The following is a 23,654-nucleotide window of genomic DNA, read 5'->3' on the forward strand; positions in this document are numbered from 1 at the left end:
GCCGCTGACCCTGGCCGGTCCGTGTGGTCATTGATGCCCGGACGGTGTGGGGCGCGGTCCGGACTCGGTCTGCGTGGGTGTGTTCACGGCGCTGCCGAGGGCGAGTCCACAGGTGCCGGTACTGGTGGCCCCGTCCCGTCCGGTCAGCTCCACGAGCACTTGGCCGTCGGCGGCCTGGCTGTAGGCGATCGTGCAGGTCAGCTGACGTAGAGCGGTGCTGTCGAGGTCCTCCAGGGCCAGGGGCAGGCGGGTGGTGACCCTGCCCGGGAGGATCTCGACCTCGATGGTCCCGCCGCGGGGGGCGGGGGGAAGGGAGGTGTCCAGGCCGGCGGCCAGGTCTTCCTCCCGCGGACCGCTGAGCAACGCGGCGACGACCTTCTCCGTCGGTACCGCTCCAGCCGTGTCGCCGGGCTCCTGGCCTGCGGAGCCCGACTCGACATAGTCGGCGCCGAACCCGTCCGAGCTCCCGGTCGTGAAGATCACGGGGCTCAGTCCTCCGTCGGGGGAACGGAAGAAGAGCAGGATGTCGTAGTCGCGGTTGAGGAAGGCCTGGAAGCTGGCGGGACCGCCCGCCTCGATGACGTCGGTCTCCTGGATACCGCAGCCGCCCAGCAGCGATACGGCAGCCGTGACAACGACCACGACGGCCGCCGTTCTTCGGCGCTTGCGCGCACGCCTCATCCCGCGGCCCCCTCCGCGTGCAGCGGTATCTCGACGGTGAAGACGGCACCGCCCTCGGGCACGTTCCCGGCGTGGATCGTGCCGCCGTGCAGCTTCACGTTCTCCAGGGTGATCGCCAGTCCCAGTCCGCTGCCCGCCGAACGGGTACGGGCCGCGTCGGCCTTGTAGAAACGATCGAAGATGTGCGGGAGCGTCTCGGGGCGGATGCCGGGGCCGCTGTCCATCACCTCGATGATCAGCACTGGCGGGCCCGCGGGGCATGCCGCGGTGCGCAGCCGTACCGCGACGGGCGCGGCACCGTGCCGCAGGGCGTTGCCGATGAGGTTGGCGATCACCAGGTCGAAGCGGCGCGGGTCGAGGCGGGCGCGGATGCCGTCGGGGAGTTCGCCGCGGAACCGGTCGTCGGTCCAGTGCCGGCTCTGCATGGTCTGGCGGATGGCCTCGGCGACGTCGACCTCGTCGGTGTTCAACTCGGCCGCGCGCGCGTCGAAGCGGGAGATCTCCATCAGGTCCTCGACGAGCACCGCGAGCTTTCCGGTCTCCGCGCTGACCAGCCGGACCGCCCGCGCGGTGTCGGCGTCCAGGCGGTCCGCGTCCTCGTCGAGGACCTCGGTGACGGCGAGCATTCCGGCGAGGGGGGTGCGCAGTTCGTGCGAGACGTCGGAGGCGAAGCGGCGGGCGCGTTCCCCGGCCTCGCGCAATTCCTTTATGGAGCATTCCAGTTGGCCCGCCGACTCGTTGAAGGTACCTGCCAGGTCAGCCAGTTCGTCGCTGCCGCGCACCCGGATCCGGGTGTCGAGCTGTCCGCTGCCCATGCTGTGAGCCGCCTGGCGCAGCTCCCGCACCGGGCGCAGCACGCTGCGCGCGGCGATCAGGCCGGGGATCAGCGCGATGGCGAGGCCGGGCAGGGCGCCGTCCCGGGCGGCCATGAGGAGGGCGTCGACGTTGATCTGCTCCTCGGTCATCGGCATGACGGCGTACAGGACGAGTCCGCTGGGCAGCAGGCTGTCCGGGCTAGGCTTGAAGACCATGGGCATGGCGATCGTCAGGTAGGGCACGCCGTCCTTGACGACCCGCTCGAAGCTGCCGTGGGGGTTGGCCCGCGCGGCGCGGCGCAGTTCGGGTGTGATGACGGAGGAGACGGGGTTCTCGCCCGAGGAGGCGCGCAACGAGCCGTACTCGGCGAACACCACCCAGGGGTGCGGCTTGCCCTTGCGGGCGACGTCCCGCAGGACTTCCTCCAGGCCCGGTCCGTTGCGCAGGGGCAGGCCGAAGGCCGTCTGCTGGACCTGGTCACGGAACGACGAGACGGCCGTGTCCTGGGCGGTCTCCAGCAGCGCGTTGCGGGCCTCGCGGTAGGTCAGCGCGGCCGTCGTGCCCGCGCTGACCGCGGCGACCAGCAGGAAGGCGAGCAACAGCCGCGTCCGCAGCCCGAACGCCCGGATCCGACGGCGACGAGGGCCGGTGCTCACAGCGGCCCGAAGCGGTAGCCGAAGCCCCGCAGTGTCTGCACGTAGCGGGGGCTGCCGGCCTCGTCCTCGATCTTGCCGCGCAGCCGGGCCACGCAGGCGTCGACCAGCCGGGCGTCGGCGTGGAAGCTGTGCTCCTAGACGTGCTCCAGCAGTTGCTGCCTGCTGAAGACCTGTTCAGGGGCAGCGGAGAGGTGCAGCAGGAGCTTGAGCTCCGAGGGTGCGAGCGTGAGCCGCCGGCCGGCTTTGGTGACGGTCAGTCCGACTCGGTCGATGGTGAGTTCGCCGTAGACCTCGATGGCCGGGCGGCCGGTGCCGCTGTCGTCCAGGCGGCGCAGTACGGCACGGATCCGGGCCTCGATCACCTCGGGGCGGGCGGGCTTGACGATGTAGTCGTCGGCACCGGCTTCCAGGCCGACGACCACGTCGAAGTCGTCGCCGCGCGCGGTGAGCATGATGATCGGCAGTTGGCTGTGCTCGCGGACCTGCCGGCAGACCTGTACGCCGTTCATGCCGGGCAGCATCAGGTCCAACAGCAGCAGATCGGGGCGGAATTCGGCCAGCGCGGCGAGACCGGCCTCACCGGTCGCGGCCGCCCGCACCTCGTGGCCGCGGCGGCGCAGACCGAGTTCGACCCCCTCGCGTACGGAAGGGTCGTCCTCGATGAGAAGCACGCGGGACATCGGCGGTTCTCCCTCGGTGATGGTCAGGTCCGGGTCGATCTGCGGCGTATGCCGGAGAGCAGTGCGTCGAGTTCGGCGAGCCGCAGTGGACGGGCGAGCAGGGCGAAGGTGAGGACGACGGCGGCCGCGCCGGCAACCGTGGAGACCACCGACCCCGCCGGTGCGGTTCCCAGGGCCGCGAGGTGGCCCAGCGCTGAGGCGGGGACGGCGGCGAGCAGCAGCCGCGCGTGTGCGCCGAGGGCAGTCGAGCGCAGGGGGCGTTCGACGGCGAGCCGGCGGCTCAGCACCCGGGCGGTCAGCGCCCAGCCCGCGCACAGCGCCAGGGAGTACGCCGCCGCCATGCCCGTCACGGCCCAGCGCGCCGGCAGCAGGTGGGCGGCGGCCAGGGACAGTCCCGCGTTGAGGGCGACGATCAGGAGGTTGAGCAGGAACGGCGTACGGGTGTTGGAGAGCGCGTAGAAGGCGCGGGACAGGACGTACTGGCCCGACAGGGCGACAAGGCCCGGCGCGAAGGCCATCAGGATTCCGGCCATGGCGGCCGTGTCGGCGGCGCTGGTCCTGCCGTATCCGAAGACGAGGGCCATCACCGGCTGGGCGAGGGCCAACAGCGCGCAGGCGGCGGGTACGACGGCGGAGGCGCTGACGCGCAGGGCGTGGGAGACGTCGCGCCGCACGGCGGCGGTGTCCCCGTCCGCGGCGGCGGCGCTCATCCGGGGCATCAGCGCGGTCACCACGGAGACCGTGATGATGCCGTGTGGTACGACCCACAGGGCATAGGCGTTGTTGTACGCGCCGTATCCGGGGCCGCCGTCGAGGCCCGCGGTCGTGGCCAGCCGGGTGGTGACCCAGTACGCGGCCTGGTTGGCCAGGACCAGCAGCACCAGCCAGCCGGCCGAGCGCAGGGGACGGGTCAGTCCGCTGCCGCGCCAGTCGAAGCGGGGCCGCCAGCGGAAGCGGGCCGCGCGCAGCGCGGGGACGAGGGCGAGCGCCTGGACGGCGATACCGGCGGTCGTGCCCCAGCCGAGCACGGCGGTCTCGGTCGCGGTGAGCGTGGCCCCACCGTCCCCGCCGCCCATGGCCAGCGCCAGGTACAGACCGAAGACGGTCATGACGACGAGGTTGTTCAGGACCGGCGCCCACATCATCGCGCCGAACCGGCCGCGTGCGTTGAGGACTTGACCGAGCAGCGTGAAAAGTCCGAGGAAGAAGATCTGGGGCAGGCAGTAGCGGGCGAACGCGGTGGTCATGTCCGCCTGTTCGCCGGTGTAGTCGGTGTACGCGTCGATGATCGCGGGAGCCGCCCAGATCGCGGTCGCGGTGATCGCCAGCAGGGCGACGACGCAGACGGTGACGAGCCGGTCGGTGTACGCGGCGCCCCCGTCGTCGTGCTCCTTGGCGGCCTTGACCAGCTCGGGCACGAACACGGCGTTCAACGCGCCGCCGAGGAGCAGCATGTAGACGATGGTGGGCAGGGCGTTGCCGACCGCGTAGCCGTCGGCGACCGGCCCGATGGTGCCCAGCGCCGCCGCGACCACGGCGGAGCGGGCGAAACCGGTGGCGCGGGAGACGATGGACCCGGCGGCCATGACGGCACTGCCGCGCGCGGCGGAGGCTGTCTTCGTGCCGGTCGGCGTCGTGAGCGTGGCCGGCGTCATCGGCGGTTCAGGTACGCCTGGAAGGCGCGGTAAAGCGTGTGGTTGGCGCTGCCGCCCAACGGTCTCTCCCATTCCCCCAACGTCTCGACGACCTGTCCTCCGGTGCCGAGCTTCCACCGCAGCAGTCCGTACGCACGTTCCTGTGGATCAAGAGTGGAGGGTACCCCGCGCATGTCGTAGACGTCGGCGCCCAGGGCGTGTGCGTCCAGCAGCATCCGCCACTGCAGGGCGTTGGAGGGCCGGACCTCGCGGCGGTGGTCGGCGGAGGCGCCGGTCTGGTACCAGGACCGGCGGCCCACCGTGATCATCGTGTGGGCGGCCAGGATCTCGCCTCGGTGCCGGGCGAGGTACAGCTTCATCCGGCCCGGTTCCTCGGCGTTGAGCGCCGCGTACTGACGCTCGTAGTAGGCGAGGGAGCGGCCGAGCCGGAAGCCGTCGCGGCGCTCGGTGATGCCCAGCAGCCGGTAGAACTCGGGCAGTTCGGCGGCGCTGCCCACCACGACCTCCACGCCTTCCTTCTCGGCTCGGCGGACATTGCGCCGCCACTCCTGGTTGAGCCCGGACCACAGGTCCTCAGGTGTGCGTCCGGCGAGCGGCACATGGAAGACGTGCCGGGGCTGGGCGTCCCGGTCCCCTCCGGTGCCGTCACCACCGCAGCGCCGCCAGCCCCGGGCCCGCAGCCGCTCGGCGACGGCGGTGCCGAGCGGGTCCACCTCACTGGCGAGGACGTCGCCGAGGCGCCGGCCCGGTCCGGTGAGCGGCTTGAGGAGCGCGGCGTCCCAGCCGGTAGGCGGGCGACGGGCCGATGCGCACGGCGAAGGCGCCCGCGCGGCGCAGGTGTTCCAGCAGCGGACCGAGCCAGCCGTCGACCTCGGGGTCGCTCCACTCGGCGACGGGTCCTTCGGGAAGATAGGCGAAGTACCTGCGGGTGCCGGGGAACTGCCGCAGCAGCACCAGGGCCACGCCTGTCAGTTCACCCGTCTCCGGATCCGGCCCCCAGCCGAGCAGTTGGGCCCGCCAGCCCTCCTTGACCTCGGCCCAGGACGGGCATTGCAGGAAACCGGCGCCGAGGGCCGCGCCGTCGGGGGACGCGAGGAAGGCGCGGTAGGTGCCCGCGGTGATGGCGCGCAGGGCGAAGCCCCGGTTCTGTGCTCGGGACGAGCGGCTGGGCGGAACGAGCAGCGCTGACACAGTGTGAGCCTCTCCTTCTCCCCGGACCTGTCGCGTGGACACACAGGAGGCTCACAGCGGCCCATGACCGTTCCGTCCGGCGAATGTGACCGGACCATGACCGTTCCTCACCAGTCGCCGTCACATTGCTCCACAGCGGCTGACCTCGGGTTTTCCGCCTCTACAGTCACGACATCCACCATCTTGTCGCCCATTGCGGAGGCACTGTTGTCGCGCATACGTGTACTCGCCCATGCCCGGGCCGCTGTTGTGGCCGCCCTGCTGGCACCGCTCGCCGCCTGTTCGTCGAGCGGCTCCCCGAACTCTTCGGACGGCAAGGGAACTTCAGGCGCCGCCTACCGCCCGGTCACGGTCACTGTCACACCCAAGGGAGATCAGGTTCCGGCGGCGAGCCCGTGAGGGTCACGGCCGAGGGTGGCAGACTCACCTCGGTGACCGTCACCGACGGCGAGGGCCACAAGCTCGCCGGGAAGGTCGCCGCCGACGGCCGGTCGTGGGTCTCCGACCGCAAGGCCGTACGCGGCGCGGCGTACACGGTGACGGCGAAGACCCGGACCGAGGGCGGAACCGCCAAGAGCACCAAGGCCTCCTTCACCACGGCCCCGGCCGACAAGGTCAACAAGGTCGACTGGCGGCCGGGCGCCGAAGCCACCGTCGGCATCGCCCAGCCGATCTCCCTGGTCTTCGACCATCCGGTCAAGAACAAGGCCGAGGTCGAGAAGCAGCTCAAGATCACCACCTCGAACGACACCGAGGGCTCCTGGGGCTGGATACAGGACTGGTCGGGCAAGGACCGGGTCGACTGGCGGCCCAGGACGTACTGGAAGCCCGGAACCAAGGTCATGCTGAACGCCGAACTGAACGGCACCGACTCGGGCCCGGACGGCGGCTGGTTCGTACGCGACTACACGACCACCTTCACCATCGGCGCCGAACAAATCGTCAAGGTCAACCTCGACAGCCACCAGCTCACCCTCGTACGCGACGGCGAGACGGTGCGGCGCATACCGGTCTCCGGGGGCACACCCGGCGGTGACAAGCGCTCCTGGCGCGGAACAGCCGTGCTCATGGCCAAGGAGGGCACGATCAACATGAACTCCGGGACAGTGGGCCTGGGTGACGCCTACGACAAGATGGTCGACTTCTCGATGCGGCTGACCTGGTCGGGCATGTACGCGCACGCCGCCCCGTGGAACGCCCGCTGGTTCGGCAACTCCAACCAGAGTTCCGGCTGCATAGAGATGAGCGACGCGAACGCGGCCTGGTTCTACGGGCAGGTGCGGCCGGGCGACCCCTTCGAGATCACCGGCAAGGACACCAAGGGCGTCGTGGCGCCCGGGAACGGCTTCGGCGCCTGGAACCTGTCGTGGAGCGAGTGGCAGCAGAAGAGCGCGGAGCGGGGATAGCCACGTGAGTTGTCCGGGATCTCTCCGGGAATTGTCCGTGATCGGTAACGGACGGATCCTCTGGCCGCCGTTTCTCGTCCTGCCAGGTGGTCGCGAGGTAGCTCGGGATCGATGGGGAACTACGGGAGAGCGGGGCGGACATGGCACGGCACGGTGCTGGGCGGGGCTGGTACGTCAAGGTGGTCGGGGCGGCGCTCGGGGTGACGGTGCTCGCAACCGGGGCCTCGGTGTGGGCCGCGCAGGCCGGTGCCGTGGGCGGCTCGTCGCCGAAGCCGAGCGCGTCGGCCACGCCGGGCGGTGACGTCGAGCCGGTCGCGAAGACCATCGCCCACGCCTCGGACGCGGGGGCTCGCGGCGTCAACATCACCATCGACGACGGACCCGACCCCGTCTGGACCCCTCAAGTCCTGGACGTGCTGCGGGAGTACGGGGTGAAGGCCACGTTCTGCATGGTGGGTACGCAGGCTCAGGCCCACCCGGATCTGGTGAAGAAGGTGGTGGCCGCCGGGCACCGGCTGTGCGACCACTCGGTGTCGCACGACACCACCATGGACAGGCAGCCCCAGGCCTACCAGTCGGAGCAGATACTCGACGCCGAGCGCATGATCACCGAGGCGTCCGGGGGCGTACGGCCGATGTACTACCGGGCGCCGGGCGGGGCCTTCACCCCCTACAGCCGTACGCTCGCCGCCTCCCGGGGCATGCGTCCGCTGGGCTGGAACGTGGACACCAAGGACTTCGAGCGGCCGGGCACGGACGCCATCGTCGCCACCGTCGAACGGGAGCTGCCCAACGGGCCGACACTCCTCTTCCACGACGCGGGAGGCGACCGCTCCCAGACCGTCGAGGCCCTGCGCCGGATCCTGCCCTGGCTCAAGGACCAGGGCTACTCCTTCGGCTTCCCGGTGCGCTGAGCTGGATGTACGGCGCGACGGTGCGGCCGCTGCGGCTCCTGTAGCCCGCGGCTGGGCCGGGCCGTGAGCCGTGTCTGGTGCAACCGCGCGGGGCTCGCCGAGACAGCCCGCCACTGCGGCGGCGGCTCGACCTGCAGATCCCCTCTTTGCGGGCACCAGTGGCATGCTGGTGGGCCCGGGCGATGGTCGAGTCGAGACATCCCAGGTGATCAGTCCTTCGGCGTCGGCCTGAGCCTGCAACTGCTCGAAGACGCGGTGCCAAGTGCCATCCCGCTGCCAACGCCGGAACAGGCCGACCGGGAGCAAGGGCTCCAGCTTCGCCCGCTGCGCATCGTCAGATCATGCCGCCCCACGAAGTGGATCTTGACACTTCAAGATCCACTTCTGAAACGCACCCCACCACCGGCCGCTGGCCCCATGGGCGGGCTCCGTATGGCTCACAGTGATCGCTACGGGAGACGCCGCAGCGACATGGATCGCGGCCGGCGCGCCGGGCCGCCCGGCCTCGGCGTAGCGCCCTGGGCGTGTGCACCGCAGGCTTGGACAAGCGGCGGATAAGACGCACGAGTGTGGACCGGCTCGCCCGGACGGCTGGCGGCATGCGCCAGACGGGTCCCGCGCAACCGGCCAGCATCACCGCCAGCAAGCGCGTTGGCCACAGCGAAAGCGCCGGACCTGTAACCGGATCGCCACCGGGCGACCGCGTTGCCAAGATCCCTCAGACGAGGAGCTCGGAGCGACGGACGATGAGCTGGGCCTTCGCCACGTCACCGCCTCTGACCAGCCGGGTTCGTCCGACAGCCAGGATGAAAGAGGTTCAGTCACATTGGGCCGGCGCCTGTCCTGCGTCGATGAGCGCAGGGCCCAAGGCTTACGCTCGGTGCCTGCCGCCGCGATGATCGCGCCAGATGGGATGCAACGGGGGAGTGTGCGGTGCGCGCGGGGTGGATCAGGCTGTGGCGGTGGACGGCGTGGGGCGGGATCGGGCTGAGCGTGTACGCGGGCTGGCTGACGGTCGATGACGCACGAGACCGCGCGTCCAGCGAGCGGGAGATCAGTGCGGCGTGCGGTCGGCTCGTGTCGCCGGCCACGGTGATGGACCTGCGCGGTGGGACGGTCCGAGCCAAGGCCAGCGACTACGACCGGCTCGACGCACGTGAGCTGCCCAGTTCCTGCACCATCTACAAGGTGCCCGGTCCGGGCAAGACGATAGGCCTGTTCACGCTGGTCGTGCAGGGCACCGACACCTCCACGCCGTTGCACTGGATCGGTGATGACAGCGGACACGAGCCGTTCTACGGCCTTGACACGAACGGCCGTCAGAAGTCGGACGTCACCGCTGTCGCCGATCGGCGCCCTGAACCGCAGCCTATGGGCGATGGCACCTTGGGCTGGTACGGGAACTGGTACACCACGGTCCGCGCCGAGTGCGGACCCGGCAGCAGCGCGACAGCCCCTGAACTGCTGAACGTCACCGCCCGCGCCGATTACGACGACGTCTCCGCAGCAGACCGTCAGCGCCTGGCCCGCATCGCCCGCTCGGCCGCCGAGAAACTCACCGACCGGATCGGCTGCCGGACCCGACTGCCCGCCCTGGCCGACCACCCGTTGGCCAACGCGCCGTCCGCCCTTCGCCCCGCGCAGGCGGTCAACGGTTCCTGCCGTTGGTTCGCCCGGCACATCAAGCAGCAGGGGCAAGGCCGCCTACCCGACCGCGCCCTCGCGACGCCCGCCCGAGACGCGAACCCCGTACAGAGCTGCCTTCTGGCGGTCGGCCCCGATCAGGTGGGACATATCGCCGATGGCATGCCCGAGGGCAAGCGTAGTTACGCCCGCAGCGCACTCACCCACTCGCCCTGGTGGCTGCGCACCGTCTCCTACTTCGGCCCAGAGGCACGCACGGTGGGATACGACAGCCTCGGAAGTAGGGACGAGATCATCAAGACGGGAACGACCGGGCACACCAACGGCGCCTGGTGGGCCTCCTCCATCTGCAACGGCAAGCCCGCCCTGCACACCCTCAGCTCCAGTTACGCCTACGACAACGTGCTCGACTCCCAAAGCCTGTCCGCTCTGTTCCGCGCGTACGTCGACGACATCACCGAGCGGCGCGGCTGCACCCACGTGACCTACCCGGATTCAGAGGACTTCCGCAGCCCATGAGTCCATGAGCACTGGTGCGTCTGTGTGATGGCGGGTCAGATGGCATGATTGATCCATCGTCGGAGTGCTGCGTTTGTGGTGTCGTCCAGCTGGCACAGAGCCTCGATGGCGTCGAGGTCGCCCGGCAGCGGTGCGATAGCCGCGGTGGTGAGAGCGGCATGCAGTTCCAGACGGCGACGGTCGGCCGGTTCGAGAGAGAGGGACAGGCGGCTCGCCGGGTCGGGTGCGGGCAGAACGTAGTCGCCGAGATCCGTGACGCCGAGGGGCGTCGGCGTCTGCTCCGGCTGGTCGTCGATGCGCGCGGCGGGGAAGCGGTAGGGGTCGAGATCCTGAAGTGCAGCGGTGTCCGTGGTGAAAGCCTGAAGTCGGGTCACGATTGCCTCCTCAGTTGTGACGTCGTTGGAGAAGACGACGGGAAGGGGAGTGAGGGCAGTTGCGGCGCACGGGGTAGTCCACCCGAATGTCCCCTACGGCATCTCGTCACAAGACAGATGAACCAACAGGTCCAGGACCGGAGCCGGTCTTCACCGAGACCGCACAGTGCGCATGGGGTGCCGGACGCGGGCGGGATCCTCGCCGGCCTTCGGGGCGGCGGAGTCGGCGTGCGCCACCCCGAAGGCTTCGGCGTACGCTCCGCGCCTGGCGTGCTCGGCGAGCGCCCGGCTCCGGTGCTGCGCCTGGTCAGTGCGACGTAGCCGGTCACCCGCCGTTCCCGCGCGGGGCGCAGGGTCAGCTCGACTGCCGTGTGGCGCGGTAGCGCTCGGCGAGCCGGGCCAGGGCGACGGCGCCGAGCAGGAGGCCGAAGTCGCGTAGGGCGATGTCGTAGTGATCGGGGATGGTCAGCAGGTTGACGATGATGCCGGCGAGCCAGCCGGCTACCAGCCAGCCTCCGAACCGCGGGGCCACGGCGACGGTGATGCCGGCGATGATCTCAATGACGCCGACGGCATACATGGCGTCCTGGGCGCTGCCCGGAACCACGTCGTTGATCCACGGCGCGAGGTAGGTCGGCCAGTCCACGAGCAGATTGGCGAACTTGTCCAGGCCGAACAGGATCGGCGCAACGGTGAATCCCGTCCGCAGGATCCAGAACGCCTGGTAGGCCGGGTCGGCAGCCAGGCTGCGCCGGGGTGCGGCCGGCGCGGGGGCGGTGGACGACATGACACCCTCCTCCTGTATCAACAACTTTCACTATCAATAGAAGCGCGCCCCGTCTCTTTAGTCAATGGCTGTTGGTTTTACACTGGTGTGCGTGGACCACTCGAAGGAACCGACAGACGCTGATGTCTCCGCCGTCGCGGCTCTGGACGAGCCGACGCGTCGGCGGCTGTACGAGCACGTGGTGCGCCAGCCCGAGCCGGTCGGCCGGGACGACGCCGCCCAGGCCCTCGGGCTGGCGCGGCAGACGGCCGCCTTCCACCTGGACCGGCTGGCCGATCAGGGGCTGCTGGAGGCGGTGTACGAACGGCGCAGCGGACGCAGCGGCCCCGGCGCGGGCCGGCCCGCGAAGCTCTACCGGCGCTCGGGCCGACAGGTCAGCGTCAGCCTGCCCGAGCGGCGCTACGAGCTGGCGGGCCGGCTGCTGGCGCAGGCGGTGGAGGAGTCCGACGCGACAGGCGAACCGGTCCGCACCGTGCTGCACCGCAAGGCGGGGGAGCTGGGCGAGCAGCTGGGCGTGCAGGAAGCCGCCGGCGTGACGGACCTGTTGGAGCGGTACGGGTTCGAGCCGCGCCACGACGGGGAGGCCATCGTGCTGGGCAACTGCCCTTTCCATGTGCTGGCGCGCGAGCACACCGAGACAGTGTGCGGGATGAACCTGCATCTGCTGCGCGGGGTGCTCAGGGCGTTGGGCGAAAGCGGCCTTGAGGCGTGCCTGGCGCCGGCGCCGGGACGGTGCTGCGTCCGCCTGCAGCCGGCCGCCTGACCGGCGCCCCATCTTGCGACGTCAACCACGTATAGGGCGGCGGGAGTTGCACCGGGGCGACGAGGCCTTCACAACGTCGCTCGCTCCCTAGGATGGTTCTTCGTCGCTTTGGGTGTGGTCACGGACCCAGTTCTTGTGGGCGTTCGACCCCTCACGTCCGGGAGAGATTTTCAGCACGGCTTCGTTGTCGATCTGTTCGAGGCTCGTGATCACGTAGGGAGACCCGGTCTTCACCGCGATCCGGAGGCTGCCGTTGCTGAACTCCGTCACCCTCAGCGTGCGATTGCCCGCCAGCGGGATGTCCCGTCTGCCGACCTCGGTCGGTCTCTCATCTGCGCCAGCCATGCTCGACTCCCTACTACGCCATGAACTGGAAAGGCGTCACCCTATCTGCTGACGCGTCACGCCGGTTCTGGGGTGAAGGGATACAACCCGTCGGCTCCGGCATGTACGACGCCGTAACTGCTCTCGGGTACCTCGTTCCAGGCACCCGGCAGGTCGCCGAGGGGTTCGGACACGATGAGGCGGGTCTCGTCGGACACTTCCTGCAGGAACGCCATATCGGGGTGCAGCTTGCGCAGTGCGTCCACGCGGGTGCTGTAGAACAACGACCGCGAAGCGCCCTGGCTGGAGTAGCGGAAGGCCCATACGCGTTCGCCGTCGGTCACGGCGATCGTCATCTGGAGCGGGAACTCCACGCCGTGGTCCCTGCCGCTGCGCTCCACCACTCCCGCCATCCGGGCCACGGCTCCCGGCGGGTCCTCGTCCAGGCCGAAGGTGACCGCCAGGTAGAACATCATCTCCGAGTCCGTCGTTCCCTCGATGTCCGAGTACAGCCCGGGGTCGACGAGCAGGGACAGCTCGCGGCGCATGAGAGGGAAGCCTGCAATGGCACCGTTGTGCATCCACATCCAACGGCCGTGCCGGAACGGGTGGCAATTCGTCTGCTGCACCGCTGTGCCGGTCGACGCCCGTATGTGGGCGAAGAACAACGGGGAGCGGACATGATCCGCGATCTCCCTCAGGTTGCGGTTGTTCCAGGCGGGGCCGATGTCCTTGAGCAAGGCCGGGGTGTCGATGCTTTCCTGCGCGTACCACCCGATGCCGAAACCGTCGCCGTTCGTGGTCTCGACACCCAGTCTGGAGTGGAGGCTCTGATCGATCAGCGAGTGGGCCGGCTTGTAGAGGATGGTGTCGAGAAGCAGGGGTGTTCCCGAGTAGGCGAGCCATCGGCACATGAGCGATCACCTGGCACTGATCGGGTGGCCCTTATTCGGTTGGTCTCATTTTCGCCTCCTTCGCCGCGCATCGCCATGCGGGCGCGGATCGGACGGCCACCCGGGCGGGCAGCTGCGGCCCGCCCGGCCGCCATTGCCGTCGTGTGTATCTACGGCCGCCTACGACGTCCCTGGAGGAGGGACGTCGTAGGCGGGGCGTTCCCGTCAGCTGAAGACCACCGTCCGGTTGCCGTGGATCAGGACCCTGCCCTGGCAGTGCCAGTTGACGGCGCGGGCCAGCGCCAGGCGTTCGGCGTCACGGCCGACGGTGACGAGTCGGTCGGGACCGGCTCGGTGGTCGACGCGGATGATCTCCTGCTCGATGATCGGCCCTTCGTCCAGGTCGGCCGTGACGTAGTGAGCGGTCGCGCCGACGAGTTTCACCCCACGGCGGTGAGCCTGGTGATACGGCTTGGCTCCGGCGAAGCTCGGCAGGAAGGAGTGGTGGATGTTGATGGCCCGGCCTTCGAGCCTCTTGCACAGATCGTCGGAGAGCACCTGCATGTAGCGGGCGAGGACGACGAGGTCGGCCCGATGGTCTCCAAGGCCCACTTCGAACGGGTCACCGGGTACCTGGAGCGCGCGAAGAAGGAAGGCGTACGGGTGGCCGTCGGAGGCGCATCCGTCGACGGACCGGGCTACTTCATCGCCCCGACCGTTCTGGTCGACGTACCCGAAGGCGCCGAGGCCGCCCGCGAGGAGATCTTCGGCCCCGTCATCACGGTCGAGACCTTCACCGACGAGGAGGAGGCGGTACGACGGGCCAACGACGTCCCCCTCGGCCTCTCGGCATCGGTGTGGACCGAGAACGCCCGCCGCAGCCACGCCGTCGCCGCGCGCCTCGACTTCGGCACCGTCTGGGTCAACTCGCATCTGGTGCTGTCCAGCGAGGTCCCCTGGGGCGGTTTCAAGGGCTCCGGCTATGGCCGTGACCTGTCGATCTACGCGCTGGACGACTACTCGCGCACCAAGCACGTCATGCACAACCACGGCCGCTGAGAACCCCTGGGAGGTGTGGGACGAGCGTCAACGATCCCCTGATGAGCCCGCCCTGCGACGCCTGCACCGATCCGGTCGAGGAGCTCTGTTCCGGATCGGCGACGCGGTGGCGAGCCGGAACGTCCATGCTGCGATGCTGGACGCGGCCCGTCTCTGCCGGACGATCTGACTGCACGGAGCGACGTGCCATGGCCGGGCTCACTCAGCCGGCGAACTCCTGCACGATGCGGGTGAACAGCTGTGGCTGTTGCAGGTTCCAGATGTGCCCGGCGTCGGCGATCAGCCGTAGTCGGGCCCGGGGCATTCCCTCGGCGAGTTCCTCGGCGAAGGGGATGTTGGCGCGGTCCTTGCTTCCGCACAGCACCAGCGTCGGTGCTTCGACCTCGGTCAGCCGCGGGCGCAGATCCAGTCGTCCCAACTCCCGTAGCCCCGCGAGGAAATCACCTTTGCCGAGCCTGCGCAGGTCCTCCTCCGCCTGCTGTCGGTGAGCCGCCATCCCTCCGGAGTACATCGGTGCCAGGGCCCGGACCAGGAGGGGCTGAGGCAGCAGCCCCAGCACGAGCCGCTGCACCGCCGCTCCTGCCCCGCCCGTATGTGCGGCCCCGCCGGAGAGCACCAGGCCCGCGACCTTCTCCGGCTCGGCCAGTGCGGTCAGCAGGGCCACGCTGACTCCGCCGGAAACGGCCACGAGGTAGGCGGGTTCCTCAGCCTCCGTCAGTACCTGCCGCACGGTGGCGACGGCTCGGTCCAGGGTCAGAGGCCCGGGGGCCGAGCCGTGCCCGGGGAGATCGGGGGTGTGGACGCGGTACTCCTCGCCGAGGGCGGTGGTCTGGGCCTGGAAGGCACGGCCACTGGAGCCGAAGGCGTGGATGAAGATCAATGCGGGCATGCTCGACCTCAGTCTTTCGGGCGGGTTCGGATCAGTCGGTGCGCGGGCCCAGGGCCGCCGCCAGTTGGCCGACCAGGGTGGCGAAGGGCATGTCGAGTGTGCCGTAGACCTCGCCGGCGAGTGGGTCCGCGTTGTCGGCGAGGATCTGGACCATCAGGGAGGAGTAGTCGGTGACGACCACGCCGGCCTGGTGCAGGCGCAGCAGGCCGGTCTCGCGCTTGGTGGCCCAGAAGGTGCCGGAGGCGTCGACGGCGACGTAGGTGTCGTACCCGGCGGCGGTGGCGGAGAGCGCGGGGAACGCGGCGCACACCTCCAGCGAGACGCCGGCGATGACGAGCTTGGAGCGGCCCGTGGCCTCGACCGCTTCGCGGACGCGCGCGTCGTCCCACGCGTTGACGGTGCTGCGATCGATGATTTTGTGTCCGGCGGGGAGGGCGGCGGAGAGTTCGGGGATCAGTGGGCCCCACATGCTGTCCGCCGCGGTGGTGGTGGCGACGATGGGCAGCCCCAGGACGGCGGCGGCTCGGGCGAGGCCTGTGACGTTGTGCTTGAGGTCCTGCACGGTGATGTCGCGCACCCCGGTGAACAGGCCGATTTGATGGTCGACCAGCAGGACGGCGGTGTTGTCGCGGGTCGGGAAGTCGTCGTACCGGGTGCTGGGGTTTGTGCGCATGGGTGTGCCTCTCGATGGCTTGGAAATGTGTGGTGGGTGTGGTCCGGAGTGGTCCGGCGGAGCCCGGGCCGCGCTGTGGCGGCTCACGCGGCCGTGGCCGATGGCCATGCGGCCTTCCCGGGTGCTGTGGCGTGCTGCCGTGTGCGCTGCGCGAGGCCGACCGCGAGGCGTGTCAGGACGGACAGGAGCAGAAAGTAGAGTCCGGCGAGCGCCCAGCCCGTGCTGCCGAGTGCGACGACCGCGGTCGCCATCGCCGGGCCGACGAGGTCGGACAGGGCGCGCCCCAGGCCGTAGACGCCCTGGTAGTCGCCGGCGGCCCGGGGGTCCGCAAGGGCGTAGCCGAAGTTCCAGGCGGCCGCAGCCGTCCACATCTCGCCGCAGGTGAGTACTGCCGTCGCCAGTAGCAGCGTGGCGGCAGCGAGCCATGGGGGCAGTCCGGCGCCCGCGCCGAGGAGCAGGCAGCCCAGCATCAGTGCGATGCCGCCTCGGGTGTTGACGCCGACGGCCCCGCGGGTCGTGTCCGTGCCGCGGGCGGCGGACACCTGGAGGCAGACCACCAGTACGGAGTTGGCCGTGAGCAGCAGGGAGGCGGTCGTGTGCGGGGCGTCGGTGTGGCCGATGACCCACAGCGGCGCGGCGATGGTCAGCAGTTGGTTGTGGACGGTCGTCAGGCCGGTGAGGACGGCGACGGACAGGTAGGGCAGGTCGCGCAGCGCGCCGAGGCGCAGCGCCGGGCGGCGGGCGTGCGACGGAGGGACGCGGGGCAGCAGCCAGGCGAAGGGTGCGGAGGCGGCGGTCACCAGGGCGCTCGCGGCGATGAACCAGAGGTACGCCGAGCGCGTACCGGCCTGGAGGGGAATCGCCATGGCCAGCACCCCGAGCGCGAAGCCGAGATTGTGTACGGCGCTCAGCCGGGCCCGGGAGCGGACCAGGCTCTGCGGGTCCAGGAGCTGCTGGATCAGGGTTGCCTCGGCGACCCGGGTCGCCGACAGGCAGGCCGCGGCCGCGCTGCCGGCCAGCAGGAACGCGGGGAGGGAGTGAACGAGGGCGTAGGAGCAGAAGACCCCTGCGGCGGCGAGGGGCAGGCAGATCAGTACCCGCCGGGCCCCGATGCGGTCCACCAGACGGCCGGCCGGAACGGCGGCGACGAGCCCGAAGACACTCGCGAACGACATGCCGAGGCCGACCTCTGCGCCGCTGAGCCCGCCGGAGTGGACGAAGAACACGGCGACGGTGGGCAGGATGCCGCCCAGGCCCATCGCCCGGGCGAGGACGCCTGCGGTCAGCAGCCGGTGGGGGCCGCGCGGCGGGAGCAACTGCTTGCCCGCCGCGGCGATTTCCTTGATCCTGTGTGCCGTCATGACGCCGAAGCTAGGACGGGCACGTCACGGGACGAATCCGTAGCGCTTCAGTAGAGCCTACGTAGGCCGGAACGGGGATCGCTGTGCTGTACGGGCGAGAGGACGAGTTGGTCCAACTCGCGGGCCTCACCGACCAGGTGCGCGGCGGCATGAGTGCGGCGCTGGTGCTGCGCGGTGAGGCGGGCATCGGCAAGAGCAGTCTGCTGGCGCACCTGGAGCGGACGGCGCAGGACATGACCGTGCTGCGGGCCGTCGGAGTGGAGCCGGAGTCCGAGCTGGCCTTCGCCGCACTGCTTCAGCTGCTGCGTCCCGTCGCACACCACGTCGACGCACTCCCCGAGCCTCAGGCGCGGGCGCTTGAGGCGGCGTTGGGGCACGGCGGCACCTGGCAGGGGGACCGTTTCCTCACCGGTCTCGCCGTGCTGTCCTTGCTGGCCGAGGCGGCGGCGGAGCGCCCCGTGCTCTGTCTGCTGGACGACGCCCACTGGATGGACACGCCGTCGGCGCAGGCGCTGCTCTTCGCGGCCCGCCGACTGGCCGCGGAGGGCGTGGCTTTGGTGTTCGCCGCCCGTGACGAGGGGTTCGACGCCGCGGGGCTGCGCGAGCTGCGGCCCGGCCACCTGGGGCGCGCGGAGGCCGGGCTGCTGCTCGATGCCCTGGGCGTGGACCCGGCCCGGCGGCAGCGGATCATCGAGGGGGCGGGCGGAAATCCCCTGGCGCTCACGGAGTTTGCGGCGGGGGACGACATCGCGCTCGCGCCGGTTGTGCCACTCGCCGCCCCCGACCGGGTCCTTGCCTCCTTTCGTACGAGGATCTCCGCGCTGCCCGACCGCACCCGGACTATGCTGCTGCTCGCCGCGGCGGATGCGCAGGCCGGCCTCGCCCAGCTGCTGGCGGCCGCACAGCAACTGCACGTCGGGCCCGGGGACCTGACGGAGGCGGAGAGCCGGCGGCTGATCGAGGTCACCGGGGAGTCGGTCCGCTTCCGGCATCCGTTGATCCGCTCTGCGGTGTACCAGAGCGCGCCGTTGGCGAGCAGGGTCGCCGTGCACCGGGCACTGGCGGAGACCGCCCCGACGGCGGACGGCGGCGCCTTGCACCGGGCGGCGGCGACGCTGGGGCCGGACGAGACGGTGGCGGTTGCCGTGGAAGCGGTGGGCGACCGCGCCCGCGCCCGGGGCGGCTTCGCGGCGGCGGCGAACCTCTACCGCCAGGCCGCCCGGTTGACGCCGACGCCGACCGCTCGCGCAGTACGCCTGATCTCGGCGGCCTGGTCCGCCCACCGGGCGGGGACGGCCGCCCTGGCCGGCGAACTCGCCGAGGAGGCAGGCCACTTGGCCGCCGCCGACCGTGAGGGCCGGATCGGCCGGGCGGAGGCGGCACATGTCCGCGCCCTGGCCCTCTTCGAGCAGGACGGGACCTCCGAGGCCGTCCGGCTGCTGATCGATGCCGCACCCGATGCGCCCGCGCAGGGCCCGCAGATGATGCGCAGCGCCGCGTTCTACGCCTGGCACAGCAATGACCTGGGCATGCTGCACCACTGCGCCGCCGTGCTGGCCCGGCAGCGCGACCGGCATCCCATTGGGCGGGCGGTCCAGGGGCTGGACCGGGTGGCGGCCGGTGACTTCGGGCAGGGACTGCCCCTGTTGTCCGGCCTGTTGGACGACACGGAGCGGGTGGATCAGCACCGCCGCCTGAGTGAGACGGACCGGGACGATCACGACAGCCGTACCCATGCCATCACCGGCGGTCTGCTGCTGGGTGACGACATGCTCCTGCGCCGGGTGACCGAGGCCGAGGCGGCGCGCTGTCGGCAGCAGGGCGTCGTCGGACGGCTGCCCTTCCTGCTGAGCGTGCTCGGCCGCCTGCAGGTGTACGCCGGAGAGCACCAGGAGGCTGTGGCCACCATTGCGGAGGCGAAGGAACTCGCCCGCGCCGCGGGCCTGCACAAGCGGCTGACCCAGCTGAACCACGTCGTCGCCCGTATCGCGGCGATCGAGGGCGACGAGATCCGCGTAGGTGCGCTCGCCCGGCCCGGCCCGGCCGTCGACGGCAGCCACGGCCTGGCCGCCCTGATCCTCCTCGACCTCGGCCTCGGCCGCTACGAGGAGGTGCTCCGCAGGATCCACGAGGCCGAACGCCAGGGCGCCTGGCACTCCATGGCGCTCATCCTCGCCTGCACGGACGCAGTCGAGGCGGCCGTCCGGCTGGGCGACAAGGACCGGGCCGAGCGCGCGGCGCAGCGGTTCGCCTCCTGGGCGGCGGCGAGCGGCCGGCCATGGGCCCGGGCCACCGCGCTGCGCGTCGAGGCCCTGCTGACCCAGGACCTGTCCCTCTTCGAGCGGGCCGTGCAGACGCATCACGATGACGCCTCACACGGCGGCCGACCCTTCGAGCAGGCCCGCACCCAGCTGGTCTACGGGGAGGCGCTGCGCCGCAGCCGGCGCAGCGCCCAGGCAGGAGTGCAACTCCGCGCCGCCGCCGCGACCTTCGACCGTCTCGGCGCCACCCCCTGGGCTGAGCGAGCCCGCGGCGAACTGCGGGCCACCGGCACCAGCCCGGCCGCGGCGCAGGCCGACGCCTGCCCACCCGCGACGATCCTCCTCACCCCGCAAGAGCTTCAGGTAGTCCGCCTCGCCGCCACGGGCTTGCCCAGTCGTGAGATCGCCGCGCAACTGTTCCTGAGCCCGCGCACCGTGGAGTACCACCTCTACAAGGCGTATCCCAAGCTGGGCGTGACTTCACGAAGGGAACTGGCGGAGCTGGACCTCCACGACTGAGAGTCCGCCAGGCACGCCACGTTGCGGGCGCCCTCCGCTCGGTGCCCGCTTCGGGCAGGGGGAACTCCGTGACCGCGCCCGGAGTTCGACCGTGGTTCCCCACCGGCGGGTCGGGTGTGGCTCGCGGAGGGCGGCGTTAGAACGGGGGTTCGGTGACGAGTGCGCCTGTCCACACGGGTATGAACGGCTTGGATTCGCGCTGCTGAAGGAGTGCCACGGCGTCCTTGACTCGCGCTCCCCGACCGCTGCGTACGGCCGGGCCAGCGCGATCGCCTCCTCTGCACCCCCCAACTGAGCGAGCACCTCTAACGCCTGCTCCTGCAGACCCCGGTCACCGAGCAGCCGCGCCCACTCCCGCGCGCAGAACCATTCCCCCTGGCCGGCCTGGAATTCCACCTCCTCCCCATGGCCGAGCTCAAGTAGCCGGGAGACGAGGAGCGGAGGTATGCAGCCGGACGACGTCGGGACCTCGGGCCCCGGCTCAGCCCCGGCAGCGGGCGGCGGGGTCGCGCTGGGCGACGTGCCGGGCGACCGCGTCGACCCCGGGGCGGGCGTACCGCTCCAGGGGCCGGGCGGAGGCGTGCCGGGAGCAGCACCGGGGCGGAGGTGCTGTCCTCCGCATCGTGCCTGAGGGCGCTGTGGCGGAGCCGGTGCGGCGTCCAATGGTCCAGGGCTGAGCTGTGCCATGGCCGATCGTCGTCGTCGGCGCACGGGGGCGGGCCCGCCCCGGTTCAGGGTCGGTGCTGCCCGAGGCTGATGTAGGCGTAGGCGAATCCTTCGCCGGCGGGTGGCGCCTGCGTCCAGGACCGGGTGGTGAAGGTGGGGAGCCTGCCGTGGGTCAGCGCGAAGCGGGGGAGTGAGAGCCCGAGTTCGGTGTGCAGGGCTTCCAGCACACGCCGTTCGCCGTCCCGTTCAGTGTTCTGCGGGCGGAACAGCCGTGCGGGGTCCAGGGCGTCGGGTATCGCTCCGGAGCGCTGGATCTTCGTGCCCCGCACGGTGAACGCGTAGAGTTCCTTGCCCTGTTCGGCCACCGACAGGTGGAACGCGGCCGGGTGGTCACCCGGGGACGATGGCCTCGGGTCGCGCCACACCACCACCGCGCGGCCGGACGAGGACGCGGCCGCAGCGGGGGACATGAACAGCTTGTTCAGGTGGCGGTGGGAGTGGCCGTCGAAGGCGAAGGCCCACGCTTCGGCGGTGCGGCCGACGGCGACCACGGCCCGATCCTCCCAAAGTTCCACGCCCTCCCGCTCGTGGGGCTTGGGTGCCTGCCAGGACGCCTCGCGCGGATGGGCGGGCGCGCTCAGTTCGGCGCCTTCCTCGCCGATCAGAGCGGGTAGGCGGGCGGGGTCGATCCCCTCGACCCAGACACAGCGGTATCCGTCCAGCGGTAGCCGGTTCGCCGCAGGCTCCGTCAGCCAGGCGAGGCCCGGCGGGTCGAGATCGGGCACCGGCTCGGGGGCGGGTCCCGTCTGACCGGCCCGCGGTGTCGCGAGGATTTCCCGCCCACGCTCGGGGGTGATCAGCGGACCCAGGACCGGATCGGCGAGCAGGCCGATCGGGGCGATCAGTGAGGGCCCGGGCGTCTCCCACAGCGCAAGCGCGTCCCGCAGCACCCGCCACGCGGCGTCGGTCGCCCCCCAGCGGGCCGACTCCCGGGCCTCGGCGACGGCCCCACCCCATGGGCCGGGAGGCGCGTAGCGATGGGTGCCGTCCCGCACCGCGCCAAGTACGGCCTCGGCGGTCTGCCGGGCGGCCCCGCGGGCGGTCATCATCCCGAGCCAGTGGTCGTCCCCGCCCAGCCGCCATTCGCCGCGTGCCGGCGTCATGGCCTGCACGGGCAGCAGCTCGGGCAGGTAGCGCGGGTCGGCCACCAGGGTGCCGTAGTCCTGGGAGCTGTGCGGAGCCAGCAGATGCCGTAGCTGGTTGAGCAGGACAGCGCTCCGTGGCCGTCCGAAGGACAGCGCCTCCTCCAGCAGAGGCAGTGCCTCCTCGTACCGTCCGCCCAGGGCCAGCCGGTAGGCGTCGTCCACATGGGCGTCCTGAGCGCGCGTGGTCGCGTTCACGAAGTCGGATCTGTCCACCCGGTCACAGTGGAAACCGCGGTACATGGCCTCCATGTAGGCGCGGAACGAGGGGTAACGGTCCGGCAGTTCACCGCCCCAGCCCTTGTAGACGTAGAGCGCCCACTCGCCGTCCTGGTCGATGTCGCCCGGGTCGAGCAGCGCGTACGACATGTCGGAGTCGGTCTCCAGCCGGAGCGCTCGTTGCCACATCCCGGCCAGCAGGACGTCCTCCTCGGGCGGGTTGTCGCCCAGATTCTCCTCGTACAGCGGTGTCATGCCGTACGGATCCCGGAACCTGTCGATGTCCGCGGCGCCGCCGAGCTGATAGACCCCGGCCGTCTCGTCCACGTGCCACCCGTCGCTCACGGCCAGGAACTCCCGGTACGAGGGCGGCAGCCGCCGCCCCAGCCGCTCCTCGGCCGCGGCGATCACCGCCTCGTGGGCCCCGGGCCTGCCCGGGCCCGCGACGGTCTGCCCGCCGTCCTCGTCCTCGTCCTCGTCCGCGCGCGGAACCCACTCCTGCTGCCAACGTCCCAGGAACTCATGCCAGTTGAAAGACTCGCCACTCATGGCCGGATGATGTCACCCGGCACTGACAACGTGTCGGCCCCTGCCTCGCATGCCTACGACCAAGTGGCGTCTGCGGCCATCCGCTCTGATCAACTCGTCGGCCTGCCGGACTGACGCGAGTCTTTGGGGCGGGCCCGGGCGACAGTCGTCGGGTCTCGTCCAAGTTTGAGTGAGTACCCCCTGCACGTGAGTACGCGTACTCACGTGCAGCAGGCGGCTTGATCGGAGACTTGGCGCATGAGACGAACCTCTGCACTGACCAGCACGGTTGGCAGCTCCCCGCACCGCCCGCGGCTCACGCTCGCGATAGCGGCTGGTGCTGCTCTGGCGCTCGCCGCCTGCGGCACCGAGAAGACAGGCGCCGACGGACCGCAAAGCAAGCCTGCTGACACTGCTGAGGTCCGCCCTGGCGCGGCCTTCACGGCGATGCTGGACAAGGTCGCGCAGTCATGTCCCACCAGCGCCCCGCCAGAGGCGCCGCCGACCGGTCCGGCGCAGACACCGCCGCCCGGTTCGGTGGAGACACCGCCGGACATGGAGCCCATCGCCCCCACGGCGGGTCCGGAGGTGGAGTTGAACGCTCACGACTGGTGCGCCAGCGCCCTCCACGAAGAGCGCATTGCCCAGGCGCTCTGGGATCTGGCGGATCCCACCCCAACCAGGGTCCGGACGATTCTGAACGACCTCGGCTACGTCGACGAGCGCATACACGACCTCAGGCAGTCCGGTGCGACCACGCGATTCCTCCTCGACCTGCGTGACAAGGGCGGACGGCTCTGCTTGGAGGGCTCGGCGGCCGGCGAGAACACCGTCGTCGACAAATGCGTAGCCCCCGCAACCGGCCCGTTCACGCCTGGAGAGCGGAAGCAGTGAACACCGGCTTGGCGTGATCGGAACCCGGCACCGTCCCGGCTTCTTGGCGGTGGGAGGGCGTCGTTGCGTTACTCGCGGAC

General features: G+C 70.8%; 18 protein-coding genes and 4 pseudogenes. 7 read left to right on the forward strand and 15 right to left on the reverse strand.

Translation table 11 applies throughout. From position 1 onward, the window contains the following. Positions 1–27 precede the first annotated feature (27 nt). From H4N64_RS30055 to H4N64_RS30075, 5 genes and pseudogenes are all read right to left on the reverse strand, one after another. A complete protein-coding gene (locus tag H4N64_RS30055; protein ID WP_186285587.1) occupies positions 28–681 on the reverse strand; it encodes a hypothetical protein in 654 nt (217 codons plus the stop codon). Beyond that, a complete protein-coding gene (locus tag H4N64_RS30060) occupies positions 678–2,153 on the reverse strand; it encodes an ATP-binding protein (RefSeq protein WP_186285588.1) in 1,476 nt (491 codons plus the stop codon). Before H4N64_RS30060 ends, H4N64_RS30055 begins: the two co-directional genes overlap by 4 nt. Continuing rightward, positions 2,150–2,833, reverse strand: a pseudogene (locus tag H4N64_RS30065) (response regulator). Before H4N64_RS30065 ends, H4N64_RS30060 begins: the two are co-directional and overlap by 4 nt. A 23-nt stretch (positions 2,834–2,856) precedes the next feature. Beyond that, the gene (gene murJ, locus H4N64_RS30070; protein WP_272491828.1) at positions 2,857–4,488 is read right to left on the reverse strand and encodes a murein biosynthesis integral membrane protein MurJ; all 1,632 of its coding nucleotides are present in this window, start codon (positions 4,486–4,488) and stop codon (positions 2,857–2,859) included. Further along, positions 4,485–5,679 (reverse strand): annotated as a pseudogene (locus H4N64_RS30075) (lipid II:glycine glycyltransferase FemX). Before H4N64_RS30075 ends, murJ begins: the two are co-directional and overlap by 4 nt. Positions 5,680–5,886: 207 nt before the next feature. Here H4N64_RS30075 and H4N64_RS30080 point away from each other — a divergent pair. The 3 genes and pseudogenes from H4N64_RS30080 to H4N64_RS30090 all read left to right on the forward strand — a co-directional run bounded on the left by H4N64_RS30080 (position 5,887) and on the right by H4N64_RS30090 (position 10,162). Then, positions 5,887–7,085: pseudogene (locus H4N64_RS30080) on the forward strand (L,D-transpeptidase). A 140-nt stretch (positions 7,086–7,225) separates the two neighbouring features. Then, positions 7,226–7,999 carry a polysaccharide deacetylase family protein gene (locus H4N64_RS30085; RefSeq protein WP_186285589.1) on the forward strand — a complete coding sequence of 258 codons (774 nt, stop codon included), beginning with the start codon at positions 7,226–7,228 and terminating at the stop codon, positions 7,997–7,999. A 933-nt stretch (positions 8,000–8,932) separates the two neighbouring features. Next, positions 8,933–10,162, forward strand: a complete 1,230-nt coding sequence (locus tag H4N64_RS30090) for a hypothetical protein (RefSeq protein WP_186285590.1) — start codon at positions 8,933–8,935, stop codon at positions 10,160–10,162. Positions 10,163–10,197: 35 nt separating this feature from the next. On the opposite strand, the gene H4N64_RS45645 is transcribed toward H4N64_RS30090, so the two are convergent. Both H4N64_RS45645 and H4N64_RS30100 read right to left on the reverse strand, forming a co-directional pair. Further along, positions 10,198–10,536, reverse strand: a complete 339-nt coding sequence (locus tag H4N64_RS45645) for a hypothetical protein (RefSeq protein ID WP_186285591.1) — start codon at positions 10,534–10,536, stop codon at positions 10,198–10,200. 355 nt (positions 10,537–10,891) lie between these two features. Next, positions 10,892–11,323 (reverse strand): hypothetical protein, encoded by a 432-nt coding sequence (locus tag H4N64_RS30100; protein WP_186285592.1) that lies wholly within the window; start codon positions 11,321–11,323, stop codon positions 10,892–10,894. Between the two features lie 85 nt (positions 11,324–11,408). Between H4N64_RS30100 and H4N64_RS30105 the strand changes: the two genes are divergently transcribed. Further along, on the forward strand, positions 11,409–12,086 hold the full coding sequence (locus tag H4N64_RS30105; RefSeq protein WP_418896303.1) for a helix-turn-helix transcriptional regulator: 678 nt from the start codon (positions 11,409–11,411) through the stop codon (positions 12,084–12,086). A gap of 87 nt (positions 12,087–12,173) precedes the next feature. Here H4N64_RS30105 and H4N64_RS30110 read toward each other — a convergent pair whose 3' ends face one another. From H4N64_RS30110 to H4N64_RS30120, 3 genes and pseudogenes are all read right to left on the reverse strand, one after another. Beyond that, a complete protein-coding gene (locus tag H4N64_RS30110; protein WP_260860053.1) occupies positions 12,174–12,431 on the reverse strand; it encodes a hypothetical protein in 258 nt (85 codons plus the stop codon). Positions 12,432–12,487: 56 nt separating this feature from the next. Next, positions 12,488–13,324 carry a class II glutamine amidotransferase gene (locus H4N64_RS30115; protein ID WP_186285594.1) on the reverse strand — a complete coding sequence of 279 codons (837 nt, stop codon included), beginning with the start codon at positions 13,322–13,324 and terminating at the stop codon, positions 12,488–12,490. Positions 13,325–13,528: 204 nt separating this feature from the next. Continuing rightward, positions 13,529–13,891, reverse strand: a pseudogene (locus tag H4N64_RS30120) (formyltetrahydrofolate deformylase); the annotation flags it as partial. A 6-nt stretch (positions 13,892–13,897) separates the two neighbouring features. Here H4N64_RS30120 and H4N64_RS30125 point away from each other — a divergent pair. Then, positions 13,898–14,362 carry an aldehyde dehydrogenase family protein gene (locus tag H4N64_RS30125; protein ID WP_260860054.1) on the forward strand — a complete coding sequence of 155 codons (465 nt, stop codon included), beginning with the start codon at positions 13,898–13,900 and terminating at the stop codon, positions 14,360–14,362. Between the two features lie 202 nt (positions 14,363–14,564). Here the strand turns inward: H4N64_RS30125 and H4N64_RS30130 are convergent, their stop codons facing one another. The 3 genes from H4N64_RS30130 to H4N64_RS30140 form a co-directional block, all read right to left on the reverse strand. Continuing rightward, positions 14,565–15,251, reverse strand: coding sequence for an alpha/beta fold hydrolase (locus H4N64_RS30130; RefSeq protein ID WP_186285595.1), 687 nt, complete (start codon positions 15,249–15,251; stop codon positions 14,565–14,567). Positions 15,252–15,282: 31 nt separating this feature from the next. Continuing rightward, positions 15,283–15,924, reverse strand: coding sequence for an isochorismatase family protein (locus H4N64_RS30135; RefSeq protein ID WP_186285596.1), 642 nt, complete (start codon positions 15,922–15,924; stop codon positions 15,283–15,285). An 83-nt stretch (positions 15,925–16,007) separates the two neighbouring features. Continuing rightward, complete coding sequence (locus H4N64_RS30140; RefSeq protein ID WP_186285597.1) at positions 16,008–17,285, reverse strand: MFS transporter; 1,278 nt, start codon at positions 17,283–17,285, stop codon at positions 16,008–16,010. Between the two features lie 83 nt (positions 17,286–17,368). On the opposite strand from H4N64_RS30140, the gene H4N64_RS30145 reads away from it, so the two are divergent. Beyond that, complete coding sequence (locus H4N64_RS30145) at positions 17,369–20,065, forward strand: AAA family ATPase (RefSeq protein ID WP_186285598.1); 2,697 nt, start codon at positions 17,369–17,371, stop codon at positions 20,063–20,065. A gap of 481 nt (positions 20,066–20,546) precedes the next feature. On the opposite strand, the gene H4N64_RS30150 is transcribed toward H4N64_RS30145, so the two are convergent. Then, positions 20,547–20,687 carry a hypothetical protein gene (locus H4N64_RS30150; RefSeq protein WP_186285599.1) on the reverse strand — a complete coding sequence of 47 codons (141 nt, stop codon included), beginning with the start codon at positions 20,685–20,687 and terminating at the stop codon, positions 20,547–20,549. Between the two features lie 109 nt (positions 20,688–20,796). After that, on the reverse strand, positions 20,797–22,701 hold the full coding sequence (locus tag H4N64_RS30155) for an SMI1/KNR4 family protein (protein ID WP_186285600.1): 1,905 nt from the start codon (positions 22,699–22,701) through the stop codon (positions 20,797–20,799). A gap of 237 nt (positions 22,702–22,938) precedes the next feature. Between H4N64_RS30155 and H4N64_RS45650 the strand changes: the two genes are divergently transcribed. Beyond that, positions 22,939–23,574: a hypothetical protein gene (locus tag H4N64_RS45650; RefSeq protein ID WP_260860055.1), complete on the forward strand. Its 636-nt coding sequence runs from the start codon at positions 22,939–22,941 to the stop codon at positions 23,572–23,574. The last annotated feature ends 80 nt before the right edge of the window (positions 23,575–23,654 follow it).

It is taken from the genome of Streptomyces cupreus, assembly GCF_014257025.1.
GTDB lineage: Bacteria > Actinomycetota > Actinomycetes > Streptomycetales > Streptomycetaceae > Streptomyces > Streptomyces cupreus.